The organism is Arthrobacter sp. N1, assembly GCF_048288285.1.
In the GTDB taxonomy this organism is placed as follows: domain Bacteria; phylum Actinomycetota; class Actinomycetes; order Actinomycetales; family Micrococcaceae; genus Arthrobacter_D.
The window spans coordinates 3,518,548-3,534,078 of the sequence record NZ_CP102608.1 but is presented as its reverse complement, the minus strand read 5'-3'; the positions used below and the strand labels follow the sequence as shown (position 1 = coordinate 3,534,078).

Genomic DNA, 15,531 nt, shown 5'->3' with positions numbered 1-15,531 from the left:
CTCGGGCGAAGGAAAACCGAAGCCGGTCGCAAAACCGAACAACAGGTCAAGGCAGGCTGAAGCGCGCGCCTCCACGGCATCTGGTTGAATCGGGGGATGAGCCCTGCACCCGCACACATCTCCGATCTCGGCGCCTACGTGTCCGCGTCGCCGTCGAGCTTCCACGCGGTCTTCGAGGCCGGCAGGCGGCTCGCGGCGGCGGGATTCCGGCGCCTCGAGGAGCAGGACGCCTGGGAGGGCGGGGCGGGCAGCTACTTCGTCCTCCGTGACGGAGCGCTCATCGCCTGGACGGTCCCGACGACGGCGGGACCCACGACGGGCTTCCACATCCTCGGAGCGCACACCGATTCGCCGTCGTTCAAGCTGAAGCCGAAGCCCACCACGGGGAAGTACGGGTGGCTGCAGGCCGGCGTCGAGGTGTACGGCGGTCCGCTCCTGAACTCCTGGCTCGACCGGGAGCTGGCGCTCGCAGGCCGGCTGACCCTGCATGACGGCACCGAGCACCTGGTGGCGACGGGGCCGCTGCTGCGCTTCCCGCAACTCGCGATCCACCTGGACCGCGCCGTCAATGATGGTCTGGCGCTCGACAAGCAGCGCCACATGAACCCGGTCTGGGGGCTCGGCGACCCCGCGGACGCCGATCTGCTGGGCCTGCTCGCCGCCCGGGCCGAGGTCGACCCGCGGGACGTCGGCGGGTTCGACGTCGTCGTCGCGGATACGCAGGAGCCCCGTGTGTTCGGCGCCCAGGACGAGTTCTTCGCGTCCGGACGGCTCGACAACCTGTCCTCCGTGCACGCCGGACTCACCGCCATCATCGATGCGGCCGGGCGCCCCCTGGCGGACGGTCCCATCGCGGTGCTCGCCGCGTTCGACCACGAGGAGGTGGGCAGCGGTTCCCGCTCAGGCGCCAGTGGTCCCTTCCTCGAGGACATGCTCCTGCGCATCTCGCTGGGCCTGGGAGCCGGCGCGGAGGAACGGCTGCGCGCGCTGGCGTCGTCGTTCTGCGTGTCCGCGGATGCCGGTCACGCCGTGCACCCGAACTACGCCGAACGGCATGATCCCGCCAACCTGCCCGTCCTGAACGGCGGCCCGCTGCTCAAGATCAACGCGAACCAGCGCTACACCACCGACGCTCCCGGAGCCGCGTTCTGGGCCGCCCTGTGCCGGGACAGCGGCGTGCCGTACCAGGAGTTCGTCTCGAACAACGTCATGCCGTGTGGCTCGACGATCGGTCCCCTGACGGCGACGAGGCTCGGCATCAGGACGGTCGACGTCGGGACCCCGCTGCTGTCCATGCATTCGGCGCGCGAACTGTGCGGCGTGGCTGACCCCGGCCACCTCGCGACGGCGACCACCGCCTTCTTCCGTGGCGGACGCTAGCGGTTGTCCACAGGAGTTCGTCGCTCTGCATTCGTCCGGTATTATTGATCCGTCTGTGCCACAGCCGGGCGGCGGTACATATCGTCGACGGCGGCCGGACCAACGCTAAAGAACCTCCTGTTGCGGAAAGACCGCGACCGTTCAGCCCAGAGGAGGTGGGTTCACACATGCGTGCATATGAATTGATGGTCATCATCGACCCCGACGTCGAGGAACGCTCCATCGACCCGACACTCGAGAAGTTCCTCAATGTCGTCCGCAACGGCGGCGGCACTGTGGACAAGGTGGACATCTGGGGACGTCGGCGCCTCGCCTACGAGATCCAGAAGAAGACCGAGGGCATCTACGCCGTCGTCAACTTCACCGCGACTCCGGCCGTGGCTGCCGAACTCGACCGCCAGCTGAGCCTCAACGAGACGATCATGCGTACCAAGATCATCCGTCCCGAGGAGCAGAAGGTCTCCGCCGAGTAGTTTCGGCGTATTCCTCACCCATCCATCCCGCTCCGGCGGGTAGTGACTCAAGGAGGCACCATGGCAGGCGAGACAGTCATCACGGTGATCGGCAACCTCACGAACGACCCCGAGCTGCGGTTCACGCCGTCGGGTTCGGCGGTTGCCAACTTCACCATCGCGTCCACTCCGCGTACGTTCGACCGCCAGTCCAACGACTGGAAGGACGGCGAAACGCTGTTCCTCCGCGCGTCGGTCTGGCGCGAGGCTGCGGAGAACGTCGCCGAGACCCTGACCAAGGGCACCCGCGTGGTCGCCCAGGGCCGACTCAAGTCACGTTCGTACGACACCAAAGAGGGCGAGAAGCGCACCGTCATGGAGCTCGAGGTGGACGAGATCGGTCCATCCCTGCGCTATGCCTCCGCGAAAGTCTCCCGGACCCAGCGCTCAGGCGGCGGGAACGGCGGCGGCGGTGGTTTCAGCGGCAACTCAGGCGGGGGCAACTCCGGGTCGAACCCGCAAGCGGGCTCGGGCTGGGGCGGCGGCCAGCAGGCCCAGCAGCCCGCGGATGATCCGTGGGGCGCACCCGCCGGCGGCAACAACTCCCAGGCTTGGGGCAACGGCGCCGACTCCGAGCCGCCCTTCTAGGCTCTCCAGGCAGGGATCCGGTCCCGGGTCCCTGCCGAAGTCACGATCCGTGACTCGCACCTCCCATCCCGCAGAATCGTTCTGCGGGCTCCATCAGAAAAAGGAGCACCACGATGGCTAAGGCTGAACTCCGTAAGCCCAAACCAAAGTCCAACCCCCTGAAGGCCGCTGACGTCACCGTCATCGACTACAAGGACGTAGCCCTGCTGCGTAAGTTCATTTCCGATCGCGGAAAGATCCGTGCCCGTCGCGTCACCGGTGTCACGGTGCAGGAGCAGCGCAAGATCGCTCAGGCCATCAAGAACGCCCGCGAAGTCGCCCTCCTGCCGTACTCCGGCGCCGGCCGCGGCTAGGAAAGGGACACATCATGTCGAAGCTCATTCTCACCCAGGAAGTCACCGGTCTCGGTGCAGCAGGCGATGTCGTCGAGGTGAAGAACGGTTACGCACGTAACTACCTTCTGCCCCGCGGTTTCGCCCTGATGTGGAGCAAGGGTGGCGAGAAGCAGGTCGAGTCCATCAAGGCTGCCCGCTCCGCCCGCGAGCACGCATCGCTTGAGGACGCCCAGCGCCAGGCCGCCGCGCTGTCGGCGAAGCCCGTCACCCTGACCGTCAAGGCGGGTGGCTCCGGCCGCCTGTTCGGCACGGTTAAGGCGGACGACGTCGCCAAGGCCGTCGAGGCCGCTGGTCTCGGCAAGATCGACAAGCGCAAGGTCGAACTGCCCGCCCACATCAAGTCGGTCGGGTCCTACCAGGCCAACGTCCGTCTCCACGAGGACGTCGCAGCAGTCATCGACCTGGACGTCGTCGCAAGCTAGTCGTCCTGTTCGTCCGGGAAGCCTCCGCCGTCGGCGGGGGCTTCCCGTGCTTAAGGGCGGGTGCAGCGAGGGGTGCGAGGTCGGCAAGGATTCTGCCGGGTGCTCGTCGCCCCGGTTCGTCAGCAACGCTCCGCCATCGGCTTGAGTGGGTCCTCGTCGGCTCCATCGGGCCATCCCCGGGAGCTGCATGCCGACCGCCGCGGCCGGATCCTCGCGCTGTCGAACGTACTCCCCTCGTGATCCCTCCGGCGCACTGCGCCCTCCACTATGCCTCGATCGGCATACTCCCACGTGCGGGTCGGCGCGGCGTGCATCACGCTTCGGCAATGCGGCACGGGACGGCGTGCAAGGACCGCTAGGGGGCCTAGCGAACTACTTCCGGTAATGTTGTCAACAGCGGCCCTGTGGATGAATGCGGGCAGAGAATTCTTTTCGTACACAGGGCGGGGACAACGTTTCCGCAGGTCAAAGGGCTCTTCAGCCGGAATCCCGTTCTTTGTCCACAGGGTTCTCCCCATCCTGTGCACAAGACACGCCGTGTAATCCACAGGTTATTCACACTTACCCACACCCCCTGTTGGTGGAGCGCTTTGTGCCTTGCGAGGCGACGGCTACGGTAGCGGGAGATTCCCACTAGTGAGGGTGTCGGGTGATAGGTATGTCCTGTCGGACCCGGCCCGGGTGTCCGGTCGACGTCGTGACGTCGGCCGCTTCGACAGTAGGAGAAAGGCCCTTCAGTGTCCCTGGCACATGCAGATTCATCATCGGACACACGGTCACCGGAATTCTCCCGCACGCCGCCCCAGGACCTCGTCGCCGAGCAGTCCGTCCTCGGCGGCATGATGCTGTCGAAGGACGCCATCGCGGACTGCGTGGAAGTGCTCCGGGGCATCGACTTCTACCGCCCGGCCCACGAGAGCATCTACGAGGCGATCATCGACCTCTACGGACGGGGTGAGCCGGCCGACGCCGTCACCGTGTCGGATGAGCTCACCAAACGGGGTGAGATCTCCCGCATCGGTGGTCCTGCCTACCTGCACACGCTGATCCAGTCCGTCCCCACGGCCGCGAATGCCGGGTTCTATGCCGAGATCGTGCGCGAGAGGGCGGTCCTGCGCCGCCTGGTCGACGCCGGCACGAAGATCGTGCAGCTCGGCTACTCCAACGATGGCGAGGTGGACGACCTCGTCAACGCCGCGCAGGCGGAGGTGTACGCCGTGGCCGAGCGGCGGACGGCCGAGGACTATGTCGCGCTGAAGGACATCATCGAGGGGACCGTGGACGAGATCGAGTCCGCGGGACACAAGGGCGAGGGGATGACGGGCGTCCCCACCGGCTTCTACGAGCTCGACGAGCTCACGCAGGGCCTCCACGGTGGACAGATGATCGTCGTGGCCGCACGGCCGGCCATGGGCAAGTCGACCTTCGCGCTGGATTGGGCTCGGTCGGCGGCGATCAAGCACAACATGACCACGGTCTTCTTCTCGCTCGAGATGGGGCGCAACGAGATCGCCATGCGACTACTCTCCGCCGAGGCGACGATCGGCCTGCAGGACCTGCGCAAGGGGACCATCAAGGACGAGCAGTGGGGGAAGATCGCGACGACCATGGGACGCATGAACGATGCGCCCCTCTTCATCGACGACAGCCCGAACATGTCGCTGATGGAGATCCGGGCCAAGTGCCGGCGCCTGAAGCAGCGCCACGACCTCAAGCTCGTGGTCCTCGACTACCTGCAGCTCATGTCTTCCGGCAAGCGTGTCGAATCCCGCCAGCAGGAGGTGTCGGAGTTCTCACGGGCACTGAAGCTGCTGGCCAAGGAGCTCAACGTGCCGGTGGTCGCTCTGTCACAGCTGAATCGTGGCTCGGAGCAGCGGACGGACAAGAGGCCCCAGGTCTCCGATCTCCGTGAGTCGGGGTCGATCGAGCAGGACGCGGACATGGTCATCCTCCTGCATAGGGACGATGTCTACGACAAGGAGTCCGCGCGGGCGGGAGAGGCTGACGTGATCGTGGCGAAGCACCGCAACGGTCCGACGAAGACCCTGGTCGTGGGCTTCCAGGGCCACTATTCGCGCTTCAACAACATGGCGGCGGACGGCGGCGGCTACTAGTCCTTCTTCGGCCCGAGTTCGTTGATGACGGTCGCCAGGCGATCACGCAGATCCTGCGATGCCAGGCCGTCCTCGGCCATCAGCTCGTGTTCGATGTTCTTGGCACGCTCGAGGGCCTTCTGGCCGGCGGAGGTGATGGTGATTCGCTGGCTGCGGCGGTCCGCGGTGTTCCGGAGCCTCGTCACGAGTCCCCGCTTCTCGAGGCGGTCCAGGGTGCGGCCGACCGTCTGGGCCTGCACGTGCACCAGCTGGGCGAGGCGCACACCGGTGAGGGTCCCTTCGCGCTCGAGGACGCCGAGGGTCGTCAACCCGGCGTGGGTGATGCCGATGCTCAGGAGCTTCTCGTTCCATGAGTGCTCGACGATGCGGGCCGCGGTCGTTAGCAGGCGGCTGGTCGACCAATCGTTCAACTCCGGCACGATAGCGTGTCCTTCCCCTCGGTCCTACGCGGTGGATTCGCTGTTCCCTACTACTTACTCTAGACAACTTCGCCCGAAATAGACAGCAGGCTTAGCATCAGTTCTGCACAGCGGGCAGAAATCACCCGACGCCCCTGGGGCGCTACGGCTGGTCAACCAGAACGAGCAGAGGGCCCGGGGCACGGCCCCGGGCCCTCTGCTCAGTCGGTGATGCTGTTTATCGGTTGTCGCCGCGACGGGTGTCGTCCGCGCCGTCGACCTCGATCTCTTCCTTGCGGACCTCGCCGCTGACCGTCTCGTTGGACGTGACCGTCTCCTTGTCGAGGCGCACGCGCTCCACGGGAACGGCTTCCTTCTCCACGACGGGACGCTCGGCGTGGAGGGTCACTTCGTGCTCCTCCTCGCTGATGGCGGGGCCGTCGTAGGCGTCGCCACGGTTGGCGTCCGTGATGGGCTCGCGCTCCACCCGGACCTCCTCGTGGCTGACCGGAACGGTCTGCGTGACATTCTCGGTCACCACGTACTTGCGCAGGCGAGCGCGGCCGGCTTCGCGCTGCTCGGTGCCGACGTGCAGCTGCTCCTCGGAGCGCGTCATCGCATCATCGGTCGTGGGGCCCGAGGTGTCGTGGCCGACCGTGCCGTGCGTGTTGCCCGCGTCGCGGTCCGACGTACCGAAGCCGCTGTCGCGTGAGGTGTCCGTATCGGTGAGGCCCGACGTGCGGCCCGAGGTGGTGTCGATATCGACATCGCGGTCACTGTGACCCGTGGTGCCCGTCGTTCCGCTCGTCGTACCCGTGGCGTTGGGCGTATCGGTGTAGCCGCCCGTTCCGCCGCCGATCTCATAGTGGCGGTACAGGCGGTCCTCCTCCTCGGGGCTGAGGTTGCCGTCGGACTCCACGCGGGGGGCGTCCTTCACCTGGTGCTTGGAGTAGGGAACGCGCACGTCGTGGCCCTCGACATCCGCACCCTGAAGGGGGACGAAGGACTCCGACGTCCCGAAGAGGCCCGTCTTCGCCGTGACCCAGCTGGGCTCGCCGGTCTGGTCGTCGAGGTAGACCTGACCGATCGAGCCGATCTTCTCCCCATCGGATCCGAGGACGTTGCCGCCGTTGCCGAGCAGGGTATCGATGTGGTCCTGAGTAATCATGTCCTTCTCCTTCTGAGTCATCTCACTGGTTCGGGATTCGGCTTCGCCTTGACCGGAGTCCACGGCTAACCGCCGACCCCTAGAGTAAGCACACTTAGTACCTGATGGGAAGCCTGCTTAGCGTTTTTCCCGAAATGCCTCGACGGGCTGATCGCCCGAGGTTCGGGCAATCCCGCCTCGAGCTGCTCCCTGTCCGTATGATGGCCGTAGGTCCAGCCACCGGCCTGACATCCTCCGACCCGGCGTCCGCAGGCGTCCGTGTCGCCGGAGACGATTCCACGCGAGCGGTGGGGGATCGTCTCCGGCGTCGCCCGATGGGTTCCCGACCGGTCGCCTGCTGCACGCCAGGGTCTTCGAGCCCCGGAAGGGTTCCCATGCACGCTGCACGCCCCGCTGCCATCCACGACGTCATGATCGCCGCGGCAGATCTCGAGAACGCCGAATTCACACGGGACGCCCTGGCCCTCGTCTGCGGCGACGCGATCCGTCAGGCCCTCGCCACCGGCCTGACCTACCACATGCTCGCGGAAGCCGCCGGCCTCTCCGAGGTGGACGTGCGCCGCCTCGCGGAGCAGCCGACGCTCCCGGTCGCGCCGCCGGCGGGGGTGGCCTACCTCGCGGGCTATCCGCTCCCCGACCTAGCCGCGGCCGGGAGCCCGTCCCTCCTGCCCGAGGAGCCCTTGGCTGATGCGACAGCTTCTGTCCCGCCCGCTCCCCGTGACCAGCGGAAGGAGCCGGATGCCGCCCGGTGAACGAGCGGTGGACGCCATGCCAGGTCGCGCGGCACTGCTGATCATCGACATGCAGAACGCCTTCTTCGAGGACGAGGTCCTCCAGCGCTCGCGCTCCTCCCTGGTGACCGCCTGCAACGAGCTCATCGCCGCCGCCGCCCGAGGCGGTTCGATCGTCCTCGTGGCGCGCACGGAGCACGAGACGGACCGCTCGACCTGGACGCTGTCGATGCTCGATGATGAGCAGGGCTTCATCTTCCGCGGGACGGCGCAGGCCGAGCCGGTGACGGGGCTGCACGTGGAGGGGCTGGAATCGGTCACCAAGACCCGCGACAGTGCTTTCTTCGGCACCGACCTCGCAGGGCGCCTACGCCTCCTCGGAGTGCAGGACCTCGTGCTCGCGGGCGTCTCGACGCACAACTGCGTGGCGCACACAGGGGCTGACGCCTTTGCCGCCGACTTCCGGGTCACGTACGTGATCGACGCGATCGGCAGTACGAATGAGCGGTATGCGGAAGCCATGCTGGAAATCCTGTCCGACGAATACCGCCAGCCGATCGTGGACCTCGCCACCGCCGTGGACCTGTTGGGTTGAGTCGGTTCCTGTGTGGACCACGGGACCAATCAGCAGGCCGATCACCGGTCGTCGTTCGACGATAGGGGTGACGAAGGGGGCGGACACGAAGGAGACCGCCGGATGTGTCCGGTGGCCTCCTTCACTGTTCAGGGTCCGATCAGTGCTGCTGGACGTTCGACTTCGCGTCCTGCGCGCTGCCCTTGACGTTACTGGCAGCCTGCTGGCCCTCGCCCTTGACCTCGCCGACGGCGTGCTGTCCCTCGTCCTTCACGGTCTGCACGGAGTCCGCCGCAGACTCCTTCACGGACTGCATGGCGTCCTGGGCAGGTTCCCTGACCTCGGAGGCGACCTGCTTGGCGGCGTCCGTGACCTTCTCCTTGAGGGGGGCAGCCTGCTCCTTGAGCTGCGAGGCGGCGTGCTGCTCCTTCTCGCTGGCAGGAATGAGGCTCGCGACGAGGAGGCCCGCGCCGAAGGCGATCAGCCCGGCGGCGAGCGGGTTACCGGCGGCCTTGTTGCTCAGCTGGTGCGGGGCGCCCTGGGCGGCCTGGCCCGCGCTGTGCAGCTTGTCCTTCGCGGTACCGGTGGTGGACTGCGCATGACCCATGCCATCCCCTGCCCGGTCCTTGGCGTGTCCGGCCTTATCGGCGACCGCGCCCTTCACGTCATCGGCCTTGCCGAGCACTGAATCCTTGACGTCCTCGGCCTTGCCCATGACGGTCTCCTTCACGTTGCTGAAGCTGTGCTTGACCTTCTCGGTCTGGCGGTGCGCGATATTCGCGGGATTCACCTTGTCGGCCACGGCGTCGACGTCGGTGCCGAGCTCCTGACGCGTGCGTTCGATGTCGGCGCGGATCTCATCTGGTGTCTGGCTCATCGTGTCTGCTCACCTGGTTTCAGTGTCTGCGGAATTTCTTTGACGGTCTCCGCTGTTTGCGGGAGGCCCTTGACCTGCTTCATTTCCTTCTTGCCCATGACGGCGAGGACTGCGGCGATGATGCCCCAGAGGACGGCCACGATCAGGGCGGCCCACCCCAGGGGCATGAGGGCCCCGAGGCCCCACATCAGGGCGATGGAGAGGAAGAGGAGAACGAAGTGTCCGCCGAGGGCGGCGCCGGCGAACATGCCGGCTCCCTTCCCTGCGTTCTTGGCCGACTCTGTGGCCTCGGCCTTCGCCAGGGCCACTTCCTGGCGCATGAGCTTGGAGAGGTCCTTCGTCACCTCCCCGAGGAGCTCGCCGACGGACGCGTTGGCCGAGCGCTGCTCGGCCTCCGTCGGCAGGGGTGCGGCAGCCTGGTGGGCGCCGCCCGTGTATGCCTCACTCATCAGCGCAGGCCCCCGTCATTCGCGCGGGTGCCGACCGGGGGGGTGCCCGGCGGGATGGTGGGGTAGTCGTCGGTGGGGTCGACGAAGGCGGGATTGGATCCGGCGACGTGCTGCCCGCGGGTCGCCTCGTCGAAGCCACCCGTGGCGGGCGTACCGCTGTAGAGGTCGGAGTCCGCCTCGGTGTACCCGGTGTACCCGGCGGTCGTGGTGCCGCTGGTGCCCGTGGGTGCGGAGCCCTGCGGCCCGGAGGTGCTGCTGTCGGCGGAGCCCGGGTTGCCGGTCAGGCCCCGGGTCAGGCGCCCGACGACGAGGCCGGTGCCTGCGGCGATGGCCAGGAACGTTCCCGGCTTCCGACGCGCGAAGCTCTTGACGTCCTCGAGGAGCTCGGATGCATCGCGGCCTTCGAGCCAGCCGGCGACGGAGTCCGTTCGCTGCGAGGCCTGCTGGACGAGGTTGGACACCATGTGGTTGTCCGACTTGTCGGCCATCGACTTCAGCTCGTCGGAGATTCCGCGGATCCCTTCGGTGATTTTCTGCTGCTGCGAGCCTGCCTGGCTCTTGACCTCGGAGGTCACGGTGCCGAGGAGGTTCTTGGCCTGGGTGCCGGCCTCCGCAGCGACGCTCTTGGCCTCGGACGCGGCGGTCCCGGCGACGTTCTTCGCCTCGGACGTCGCCGTGCCGGCGACATTCTTCGCTGCTTCCTTGCCGTCCTGGCCGACCTGCTTGGCCTGGTCCTTGGCGGTTGAGGCCTTGCTGTCGGTGTGGCCGTCGGTGCCGAGCTGGTGCGTGCCCAGGTCGGCGGTGGACGACTCGTTGCCGGTCGTGGAGGGAACCAGGGGATCCTGCGGCCAATTCTGCGTAGTCATGGTCATTCCTAACGTTGATCTTGCCGTTCGAAGCGGACGCTCCACCGTGTTCTCGATGTGCTGGCCCGGCATCTCGTGCTGGACGTATCACTGAAGCTAAGCATGCTTACGTTTGTGATTGCAAGCCCTTTCGCCACTTCCCGCAACCCCAAAATAAGTAGCCTTAGCATCTTCCGAAAATCTTATGGTCGCCGTTAGCGTCGAATCAAGAGGACCTCCTCCGGCCGCTTCCAGAAGGAGCGGAACCCCTGGGGAGGCCCCGAGGTGGGGAGGTGTTCACCCGTGTTCTTCCACAAGCAAGAACTTCAGTACAAGTCGACGCCCGACAAGCCGGACGCCATCTATGCACGGAAGCTGCAGGAGGTGCTCGGCGGCCAGTACGGCGAGATCACCGTGGCCCTCCAGTACAGCTTCCAGGCCTGGAACGCGCACATCCCCGGCAAGTACCGGGACCTGCTCTTCGGGATCGGTGCAGAGGAGATGGGTCACGTCGAGATGCTCGCGACCATGATCGCGCAACTGCTCGAGAAGGCTCCGCTCGGCATCACGGAGGACGCTGTCCAGGCCGATCCGGCCATCGCCGCAGTGATCGGGGGGACCGACCTACAGCACGCGATCGTTGCGGGCGCGGGCGCACGACCCGTCGACAGCATGGGGAACCCCTGGCAGGGCAGCTATGTCACGGCGAGCGGTAATCTGCTGGCAGATTTCACGGCCAACGCCAACGCCGAGATGCAGGGCCGCCTCCAGGTCGCCCGGCTCTACCACATGACCGACGATCACGGGATCCGGGACATGCTGTCCTTCCTGCTGGCCCGCGACACCATGCACCAGAACCAGTGGACCGCAGCCGCGCGTGAGCTGCAGGAAGCCAAGCTGGAGGAGCTTCCCGTGCCGAGCAACTTCCCCCTCAAGAAGGAAGCGCGCGAGGTGTCCTACCAGTACCTCAACTTCTCGGACGGCAAGTCGGCCTCGGAGGGCAGTTGGGCGTCCGGTCCCTCACCCGATGGCAAGGGCGAGTTCACCTACCACGAAGGCCCGACGACCAGTGCTCCCATGCCGCCGGCCACCCACCCGGACTCCCGGTTCTACGGGACCACCGAGATCCTGAACACCGTCGAGAAGATGGCGGGAACAGTGCAGGACAAACTGAACCGCGAGTAGGCGCTGGGCCCGCCCACCGAGTTCATCGACCAGAAGGAGATTCTCATGACAAACACGAACAACCGCACGGTGGAGGGTGGGCGGACCACCCTGCAGCGTGCCGCGCAGGCGGTAGGCGTCGTCTTCCTGCTCGTCGGCATCCTGGGGTTCATCCCCGGCATCACGTCGGACTACGACACCATGATGTTCGCCGGCCACCAGTCGGAGGCCATGCTCCTCGGGATCTTCCAGGTCTCGATCCTCCACAACATCGTGCACCTGCTGTTCGGTGTGGCAGGCCTCGCCATGGCCAGGACGGTCTCCGGTGCGCGGTCGTACCTGCTCGGTGGCGGGATCATCTACGCGATCCTGTGGATCTACGGACTGGTCATCGGACAGGAGTCGGCCGCGAACTTCGTCCCGCTGAACTCGGCGGACAACTGGCTGCACCTCCTCCTCGCGGTCGGCATGATCGGCCTCGCCCTGGCGCTCGGCCGCCGCGCCCGCACCACCACCCCGCGCCGGGCCTGATCGGTCTCCGGGCCGCTGTGCCTCGCCGGCAGGATGCCGGCACGACGACGCCGGGTCGGCGGTCCCCCTCGGGGGACACCGGCCCGGCGTCGTCATGTCCTGGTAGGAGCTTTCCTGCGCGCGTCCTCCTGTCCGGTGGAAGCGACGGACCCGGAAGGCGGGCGTCCCGTCCGAGGAGAACGCCACGGAATACGTCGACGAGCACGTCGCGTCCGACGCCGTCCACGAGCAGATCGCGGGCCGGGACATGGCAGGCGGCCTGGTCGAGGAAGACCCCCGCCTCCTGCCGGACGTGCTGTTCGGCGCGGCTGCGGGGCTGGCCATCGACACACTGATGACGAGGTACATCATGGACGCCTGGGAGGGTGGCCGCTCCTCGCTGCGCCGCTCGGAAGCGATGACCTCGTGAGTCCGGAGGCGGTTCCCGGACCCGATGGGCGGGGCGAGGCCGAGGGGCCCGAACGCTCACTGAACTCCGGCGCCGCGTCACCGGTCTCCGTTGTCGCCTGCCCCGACGGGCCGCTCCTGATCGGGGGGGGGGGCGGACTGGTGGGAGCGGACGGCAAGGAGTTGCCCCGCACGCGCCGGACGGTCGCCCTCTGCCGGTGTGGTGCTTCGGTGCTGAAACCCTACTGCGACGGGTCGCACAAGCTGACAGGTTTCCGTTCGGAGCCGTGACCGTGCGATCCCCCGTCCAGACAGGATATGCGTCGCCTTCTGCCGCGGGGCTGAAATCGCGATGCGGGTCCCGCTGCGCGCGGTCGGTAGGCTCGATGCACATCATCGATCGAGGAAGAAGGCGATACCCATCCGTCGTCGATCCATCCGGGGGAGTACCGCCCTGATCGTCGGGTTGCTGCTCGCCCTGACAGGCTGCACCGCGTCACGGCCCCCGTCCGCCGCGGAAACCTCGGCATGGTCCGCCCAGCCGGAGTCGGCCGTGGTCCTCGCGGATCGCGGCGCGGACGTCAGGGAGGTGCTGGCCGGACCGCCTTCCGACGCGTCCCTCGCGACGAGCCGCTCCCTCTTCGAGCGGTCCCCCGTCGCGGTGGTGGTCGCGGCCGCCGGCGACGCGACGGCACCTGCGCTCGGCGTGGCGGCGACCGCCGCTGTGGGCCTCGGCGTGCCCCTCCTGACCGTCGATCCGCAGGTGCCGGTACCCGGGCCCGTGATCGAGGAGCTGGACCGCCTCGGCGTCGGGACGATCATCGCCTACGGTGATCCCACGGCCGACTGGGCGGGCCTCGGCGCGGACCGGGAGCTCCTCACCGGTCCGGTGTCGGCGGACGGGTTCTCCTCCGGCCTGGGTCTCCGGGCTTCCGAGCAGACGGTGCCGGCAGCAGAACTGGTGGCCGCCATCGACGCCCTCGATCCGGCCCGGCTCACGCTCGTGACCGTCGACGGGCCACCGGACCCCGTGAGCGGGAGTACGCCGGCCCCGTCGACCGCACCGGAGGGCGGAGCCGGACTCGAGGGGATCGCGACCACGGACGCACTGCCGCCGATCACGGCTCCGGAGGGACGTACGGACGCCCTCGTCCTGGTCACCGAGGCCTCGCCCGCCGCAGCTGTCGCCACGGCGCGGGCGGCACAGGCGGACGTGGCGATCCTCGCAGACGGAGACCCGAGGTCGACGCCGGCGGGCGTCGCGGCCGTGCACGCGCACGCGGACGGGCCCGTCTACGGAATCGGCGCCGACTTCGGTGGCGCAGCGGACTTCGCAGCCCACGTCGAGGTCGCGGCCACGGGCGTGGAACTCCCCGGCGGTGGGCAGACCGTGTTCCCCGGCCGGCGCATGGTGGCCCTGTACGGGCATCCGAGCGGTCCCTACCTGGGGGCACTCGGGGAACAGGGCATCGACGCGACGATGGACCGCGTGAAGCAGCTCGCCGCGCAGTACCAGCCGTTCAGCGACGAGCCGGTGATCCCCGCGCTGGACCTGATCGCCACGGTGGCCAGTGGCGAGCCCGGGCCCGACGGTGACTACTCCGGTGAGACACCGGTCGAGGTCCTGCTGCCCTGGGTGGATGCCGCGGAGAAGGCGGGAGTGTACGTGGTGCTCGACTTCCAGTCGGGCCGCACCGATTTCCTCTCCCAGGTGACGCGGTACGAGGAGCTGCTGGCGCGCCCGACCGTCGGGCTGGCCCTCGATCCCGAGTGGCGGCTCGCGCCGGGTCAGCGGCCGCTCGAGCAGATCGGGACCGTCGGTGCCGGCGAGATCAATGCCTCGTCCCGGTGGCTGGCGGACCTGACGCGGGACAGGGCCCTCCCACAGAAACTGTTCATGGTGCACCAGTTCAGGCTGGACATGATCAGCGACCGCGACACGCTGGACACCTCACGCAGCGAGCTCGCCGTCACCCTGCACGCGGACGGGCACGGGACACCGGGGGAGAAGCTGGAGACCTGGGCGGTCCTGCAGGACGCCATGCCCGCAGGGGTGTGGCCGTCCTGGAAGAACTTCTACGACGAGGACCGGCCGATGCTGACCCCCGAGCAGACCTACTCGCTCGTCGCTCCCCGGCCCTGGCTGGTGACCTACCAGTAGCGGACGGGAACACGTGGATTGTTGAACAATTCACGTGGCTGATGCATGCTGGGAGGAATACTGAGATGGAGGTCACACATGACGATCGACCTGAACAGCGACGTCGGCGAGTCCTTCGGCGCCTGGACGTTCGGTGACGACGCGCGGATCATCGAGTCCGTATCGAGCGTGAACGTCGCCTGCGGCTTCCACGCGGGGGACCCCACCGGCATCCGGGCCACCTGCGCCGCCGCGGCTGCCGCCGGCGTCAGTGTCGGCGCCCACCCCGCATATCGCGATCTCTCGGGCTTCGGCCGTCGTTTCATCGACGTCGAGCCCGCCGAACTGACGAACGACGTCGTCTACCAGATCGGTGCGCTCCAGGCGCTCGCCCGGGCCGCCGGAACCACGGTGCGGTACGTCAAGCCGCACGGTGCCCTGTACAACACGATCGCGGTGCACGAGCGGCAGGCCCGGGCGGTGGTCCAGGCCGTCCGGGAGGTCGACGCAACCCTTCCGGTGCTCGTGCTGCCGAACACCGTCATCGAGTCGGAGGCCCGCAGCGCAGGCCTGCGCACGGTGGTCGAGGCATTCGCGGACCGGGCCTACACGCCCGACGGCGCCCTGGTCTCCCGGCGTGAACCCGGCGCCGTGCTGCACAGCGAGACCGACGTCGTCGAGCACGTCCTGCGGATGGCGACGGAGGGCGAGGTGCTGGCCGTCGACGGCTCGCGAATCCGCATCGAGGCCGAGAGCATCTGCGTCCACGGGGACACACCCGGCGCCGTCGCCATGGCTGCGGCGGTTCGCCGGGCCCTCACCGCCGCGGGTGTGGGGATCGGTGCCTTCGCCTGAG

18 protein-coding genes and 1 pseudogene are annotated in these 15,531 nt (G+C 67.7%); 14 read left to right on the top strand and 5 right to left on the bottom strand.

Going from position 1 to position 15,531, the window contains the following annotated elements; all coding sequences use genetic code 11:
• Positions 1 to 96 precede the first annotated feature (96 nt).
• The 6 genes from NVV32_RS16505 (at position 97) to dnaB (ending at position 5,411) form a co-directional block, all read left to right on the top strand.
• A complete protein-coding gene (locus tag NVV32_RS16505) occupies positions 97 to 1,380 on the top strand; it encodes a M18 family aminopeptidase (protein ID WP_422390897.1) in 1,284 nt (427 codons plus the stop codon).
• A gap of 167 nt (positions 1,381 to 1,547) precedes the next feature.
• Positions 1,548 to 1,853, top strand: coding sequence for a 30S ribosomal protein S6 (rpsF, locus tag NVV32_RS16500; RefSeq protein WP_055766343.1), 306 nt, complete (start codon positions 1,548 to 1,550; stop codon positions 1,851 to 1,853).
• Between the two features lie 60 nt (positions 1,854 to 1,913).
• On the top strand, positions 1,914 to 2,480 hold the full coding sequence (locus NVV32_RS16495; protein WP_422390896.1) for a single-stranded DNA-binding protein: 567 nt from the start codon (positions 1,914 to 1,916) through the stop codon (positions 2,478 to 2,480).
• A 113-nt stretch (positions 2,481 to 2,593) separates the two neighbouring features.
• Positions 2,594 to 2,833, top strand: a complete 240-nt coding sequence (gene rpsR, locus NVV32_RS16490; protein WP_005273147.1) for a 30S ribosomal protein S18 — start codon at positions 2,594 to 2,596, stop codon at positions 2,831 to 2,833.
• A 14-nt stretch (positions 2,834 to 2,847) separates the two neighbouring features.
• Complete coding sequence (gene rplI, locus NVV32_RS16485; RefSeq protein WP_043442543.1) at positions 2,848 to 3,297, top strand: 50S ribosomal protein L9; 450 nt, start codon at positions 2,848 to 2,850, stop codon at positions 3,295 to 3,297.
• A gap of 737 nt (positions 3,298 to 4,034) precedes the next feature.
• A complete protein-coding gene (gene dnaB / locus NVV32_RS16480) occupies positions 4,035 to 5,411 on the top strand; it encodes a replicative DNA helicase (RefSeq protein WP_055766349.1) in 1,377 nt (458 codons plus the stop codon).
• On the opposite strand, the gene NVV32_RS16475 is transcribed toward dnaB, so the two are convergent.
• Both NVV32_RS16475 and NVV32_RS16470 read right to left on the bottom strand, forming a co-directional pair.
• Entirely contained in the window at positions 5,408 to 5,830 is a 423-nt protein-coding gene (locus NVV32_RS16475; RefSeq protein WP_152813471.1) for a MarR family winged helix-turn-helix transcriptional regulator, read from the bottom strand. The two genes, dnaB and NVV32_RS16475, sit on opposite strands and share 4 nt — an antisense overlap.
• Before the next feature lie 217 nt (positions 5,831 to 6,047).
• On the bottom strand, positions 6,048 to 6,977 hold the full coding sequence (locus NVV32_RS16470; protein ID WP_422390895.1) for a DUF2382 domain-containing protein: 930 nt from the start codon (positions 6,975 to 6,977) through the stop codon (positions 6,048 to 6,050).
• A 374-nt stretch (positions 6,978 to 7,351) separates the two neighbouring features.
• Here NVV32_RS16470 and NVV32_RS16465 point away from each other — a divergent pair, with 374 nt between their 5' ends.
• On the top strand, positions 7,352 to 7,729 hold the full coding sequence (locus NVV32_RS16465; protein ID WP_422390894.1) for a hypothetical protein: 378 nt from the start codon (positions 7,352 to 7,354) through the stop codon (positions 7,727 to 7,729).
• Positions 7,716 to 8,303 (top strand): cysteine hydrolase family protein, encoded by a 588-nt coding sequence (locus NVV32_RS16460; RefSeq protein WP_235498630.1) that lies wholly within the window; start codon positions 7,716 to 7,718, stop codon positions 8,301 to 8,303. The genes NVV32_RS16465 and NVV32_RS16460 overlap by 14 nt, the downstream gene beginning before the upstream one ends.
• A gap of 139 nt (positions 8,304 to 8,442) precedes the next feature.
• On the opposite strand, the gene NVV32_RS16455 is transcribed toward NVV32_RS16460, so the two are convergent.
• Genes NVV32_RS16455 through NVV32_RS16445 form a run of 3 tightly spaced genes read right to left on the bottom strand, consistent with a single transcriptional unit; the run spans position 8,443 to position 10,474 of the window.
• Positions 8,443 to 9,159: a DUF3618 domain-containing protein gene (locus NVV32_RS16455; RefSeq protein WP_422390893.1), complete on the bottom strand. Its 717-nt coding sequence runs from the start codon at positions 9,157 to 9,159 to the stop codon at positions 8,443 to 8,445.
• Positions 9,156 to 9,608, bottom strand: a complete 453-nt coding sequence (locus tag NVV32_RS16450; protein ID WP_422390892.1) for a phage holin family protein — start codon at positions 9,606 to 9,608, stop codon at positions 9,156 to 9,158. The genes NVV32_RS16455 and NVV32_RS16450 overlap by 4 nt, the downstream gene beginning before the upstream one ends.
• Positions 9,608 to 10,474, bottom strand: coding sequence for a hypothetical protein (locus NVV32_RS16445; protein WP_422390891.1), 867 nt, complete (start codon positions 10,472 to 10,474; stop codon positions 9,608 to 9,610). The genes NVV32_RS16450 and NVV32_RS16445 overlap by 1 nt, the downstream gene beginning before the upstream one ends.
• A 282-nt stretch (positions 10,475 to 10,756) precedes the next feature.
• Between NVV32_RS16445 and NVV32_RS16440 the strand changes: the two genes are divergently transcribed.
• From NVV32_RS16440 to NVV32_RS16415, 6 genes and pseudogenes are all read left to right on the top strand, one after another.
• Positions 10,757 to 11,638, top strand: coding sequence for a manganese catalase family protein (locus NVV32_RS16440; RefSeq protein ID WP_422390890.1), 882 nt, complete (start codon positions 10,757 to 10,759; stop codon positions 11,636 to 11,638).
• Positions 11,639 to 11,683: 45 nt separating this feature from the next.
• Positions 11,684 to 12,148 carry a DUF4383 domain-containing protein gene (locus NVV32_RS16435; RefSeq protein ID WP_055766368.1) on the top strand — a complete coding sequence of 155 codons (465 nt, stop codon included), beginning with the start codon at positions 11,684 to 11,686 and terminating at the stop codon, positions 12,146 to 12,148.
• Positions 12,149 to 12,365: 217 nt separating this feature from the next.
• Positions 12,366 to 12,557, top strand: a pseudogene (locus NVV32_RS16430) (iron-containing redox enzyme family protein); the annotation flags it as partial.
• Positions 12,554 to 12,826 (top strand): CDGSH iron-sulfur domain-containing protein, encoded by a 273-nt coding sequence (locus NVV32_RS16425; protein WP_422390889.1) that lies wholly within the window; start codon positions 12,554 to 12,556, stop codon positions 12,824 to 12,826. The pseudogene NVV32_RS16430 and the gene NVV32_RS16425, both read left to right, overlap by 4 nt.
• 262 nt (positions 12,827 to 13,088) lie before the next feature.
• Entirely contained in the window at positions 13,089 to 14,696 is a 1,608-nt protein-coding gene (locus NVV32_RS16420) for a hypothetical protein (protein ID WP_422390888.1), read from the top strand.
• Positions 14,697 to 14,774: 78 nt separating this feature from the next.
• Positions 14,775 to 15,530 (top strand): LamB/YcsF family protein, encoded by a 756-nt coding sequence (locus NVV32_RS16415; RefSeq protein ID WP_422390887.1) that lies wholly within the window; start codon positions 14,775 to 14,777, stop codon positions 15,528 to 15,530.
• Position 15,531 lies beyond the last annotated feature (1 nt).

Excerpts from the sequence above, each read along its gene's own strand:
- NVV32_RS16505 (WP_422390897.1), top strand. The coding sequence starts at position 97 with ATGAGCCCTGCACCCGCACACATCTCCGATCTCGGCGCCTACGTGTCC.
- rpsF (WP_055766343.1), top strand. The coding sequence starts at position 1,548 with ATGCGTGCATATGAATTGATGGTCATCATCGACCCCGACGTCGAGGAA.
- NVV32_RS16495 (WP_422390896.1), top strand. The coding sequence starts at position 1,914 with ATGGCAGGCGAGACAGTCATCACGGTGATCGGCAACCTCACGAACGAC.
- rpsR (WP_005273147.1), top strand. The coding sequence starts at position 2,594 with ATGGCTAAGGCTGAACTCCGTAAGCCCAAACCAAAGTCCAACCCCCTG.
- rplI (WP_043442543.1), top strand. The coding sequence starts at position 2,848 with ATGTCGAAGCTCATTCTCACCCAGGAAGTCACCGGTCTCGGTGCAGCA.
- NVV32_RS16470 (WP_422390895.1), bottom strand. The coding sequence starts at position 6,977 with ATGATTACTCAGGACCACATCGATACCCTGCTCGGCAACGGCGGCAAC.
- NVV32_RS16465 (WP_422390894.1), top strand. The coding sequence starts at position 7,352 with ATGCACGCTGCACGCCCCGCTGCCATCCACGACGTCATGATCGCCGCG.
- NVV32_RS16460 (WP_235498630.1), top strand. The coding sequence starts at position 7,716 with ATGCCGCCCGGTGAACGAGCGGTGGACGCCATGCCAGGTCGCGCGGCA.
- NVV32_RS16455 (WP_422390893.1), bottom strand. The coding sequence starts at position 9,159 with ATGAGCCAGACACCAGATGAGATCCGCGCCGACATCGAACGCACGCGT.
- NVV32_RS16450 (WP_422390892.1), bottom strand. The coding sequence starts at position 9,608 with ATGAGTGAGGCATACACGGGCGGCGCCCACCAGGCTGCCGCACCCCTG.
- NVV32_RS16445 (WP_422390891.1), bottom strand. The coding sequence starts at position 10,474 with ATGACTACGCAGAATTGGCCGCAGGATCCCCTGGTTCCCTCCACGACC.
- NVV32_RS16435 (WP_055766368.1), top strand. The coding sequence starts at position 11,684 with ATGACAAACACGAACAACCGCACGGTGGAGGGTGGGCGGACCACCCTG.
- NVV32_RS16415 (WP_422390887.1), top strand. The coding sequence starts at position 14,775 with ATGACGATCGACCTGAACAGCGACGTCGGCGAGTCCTTCGGCGCCTGG.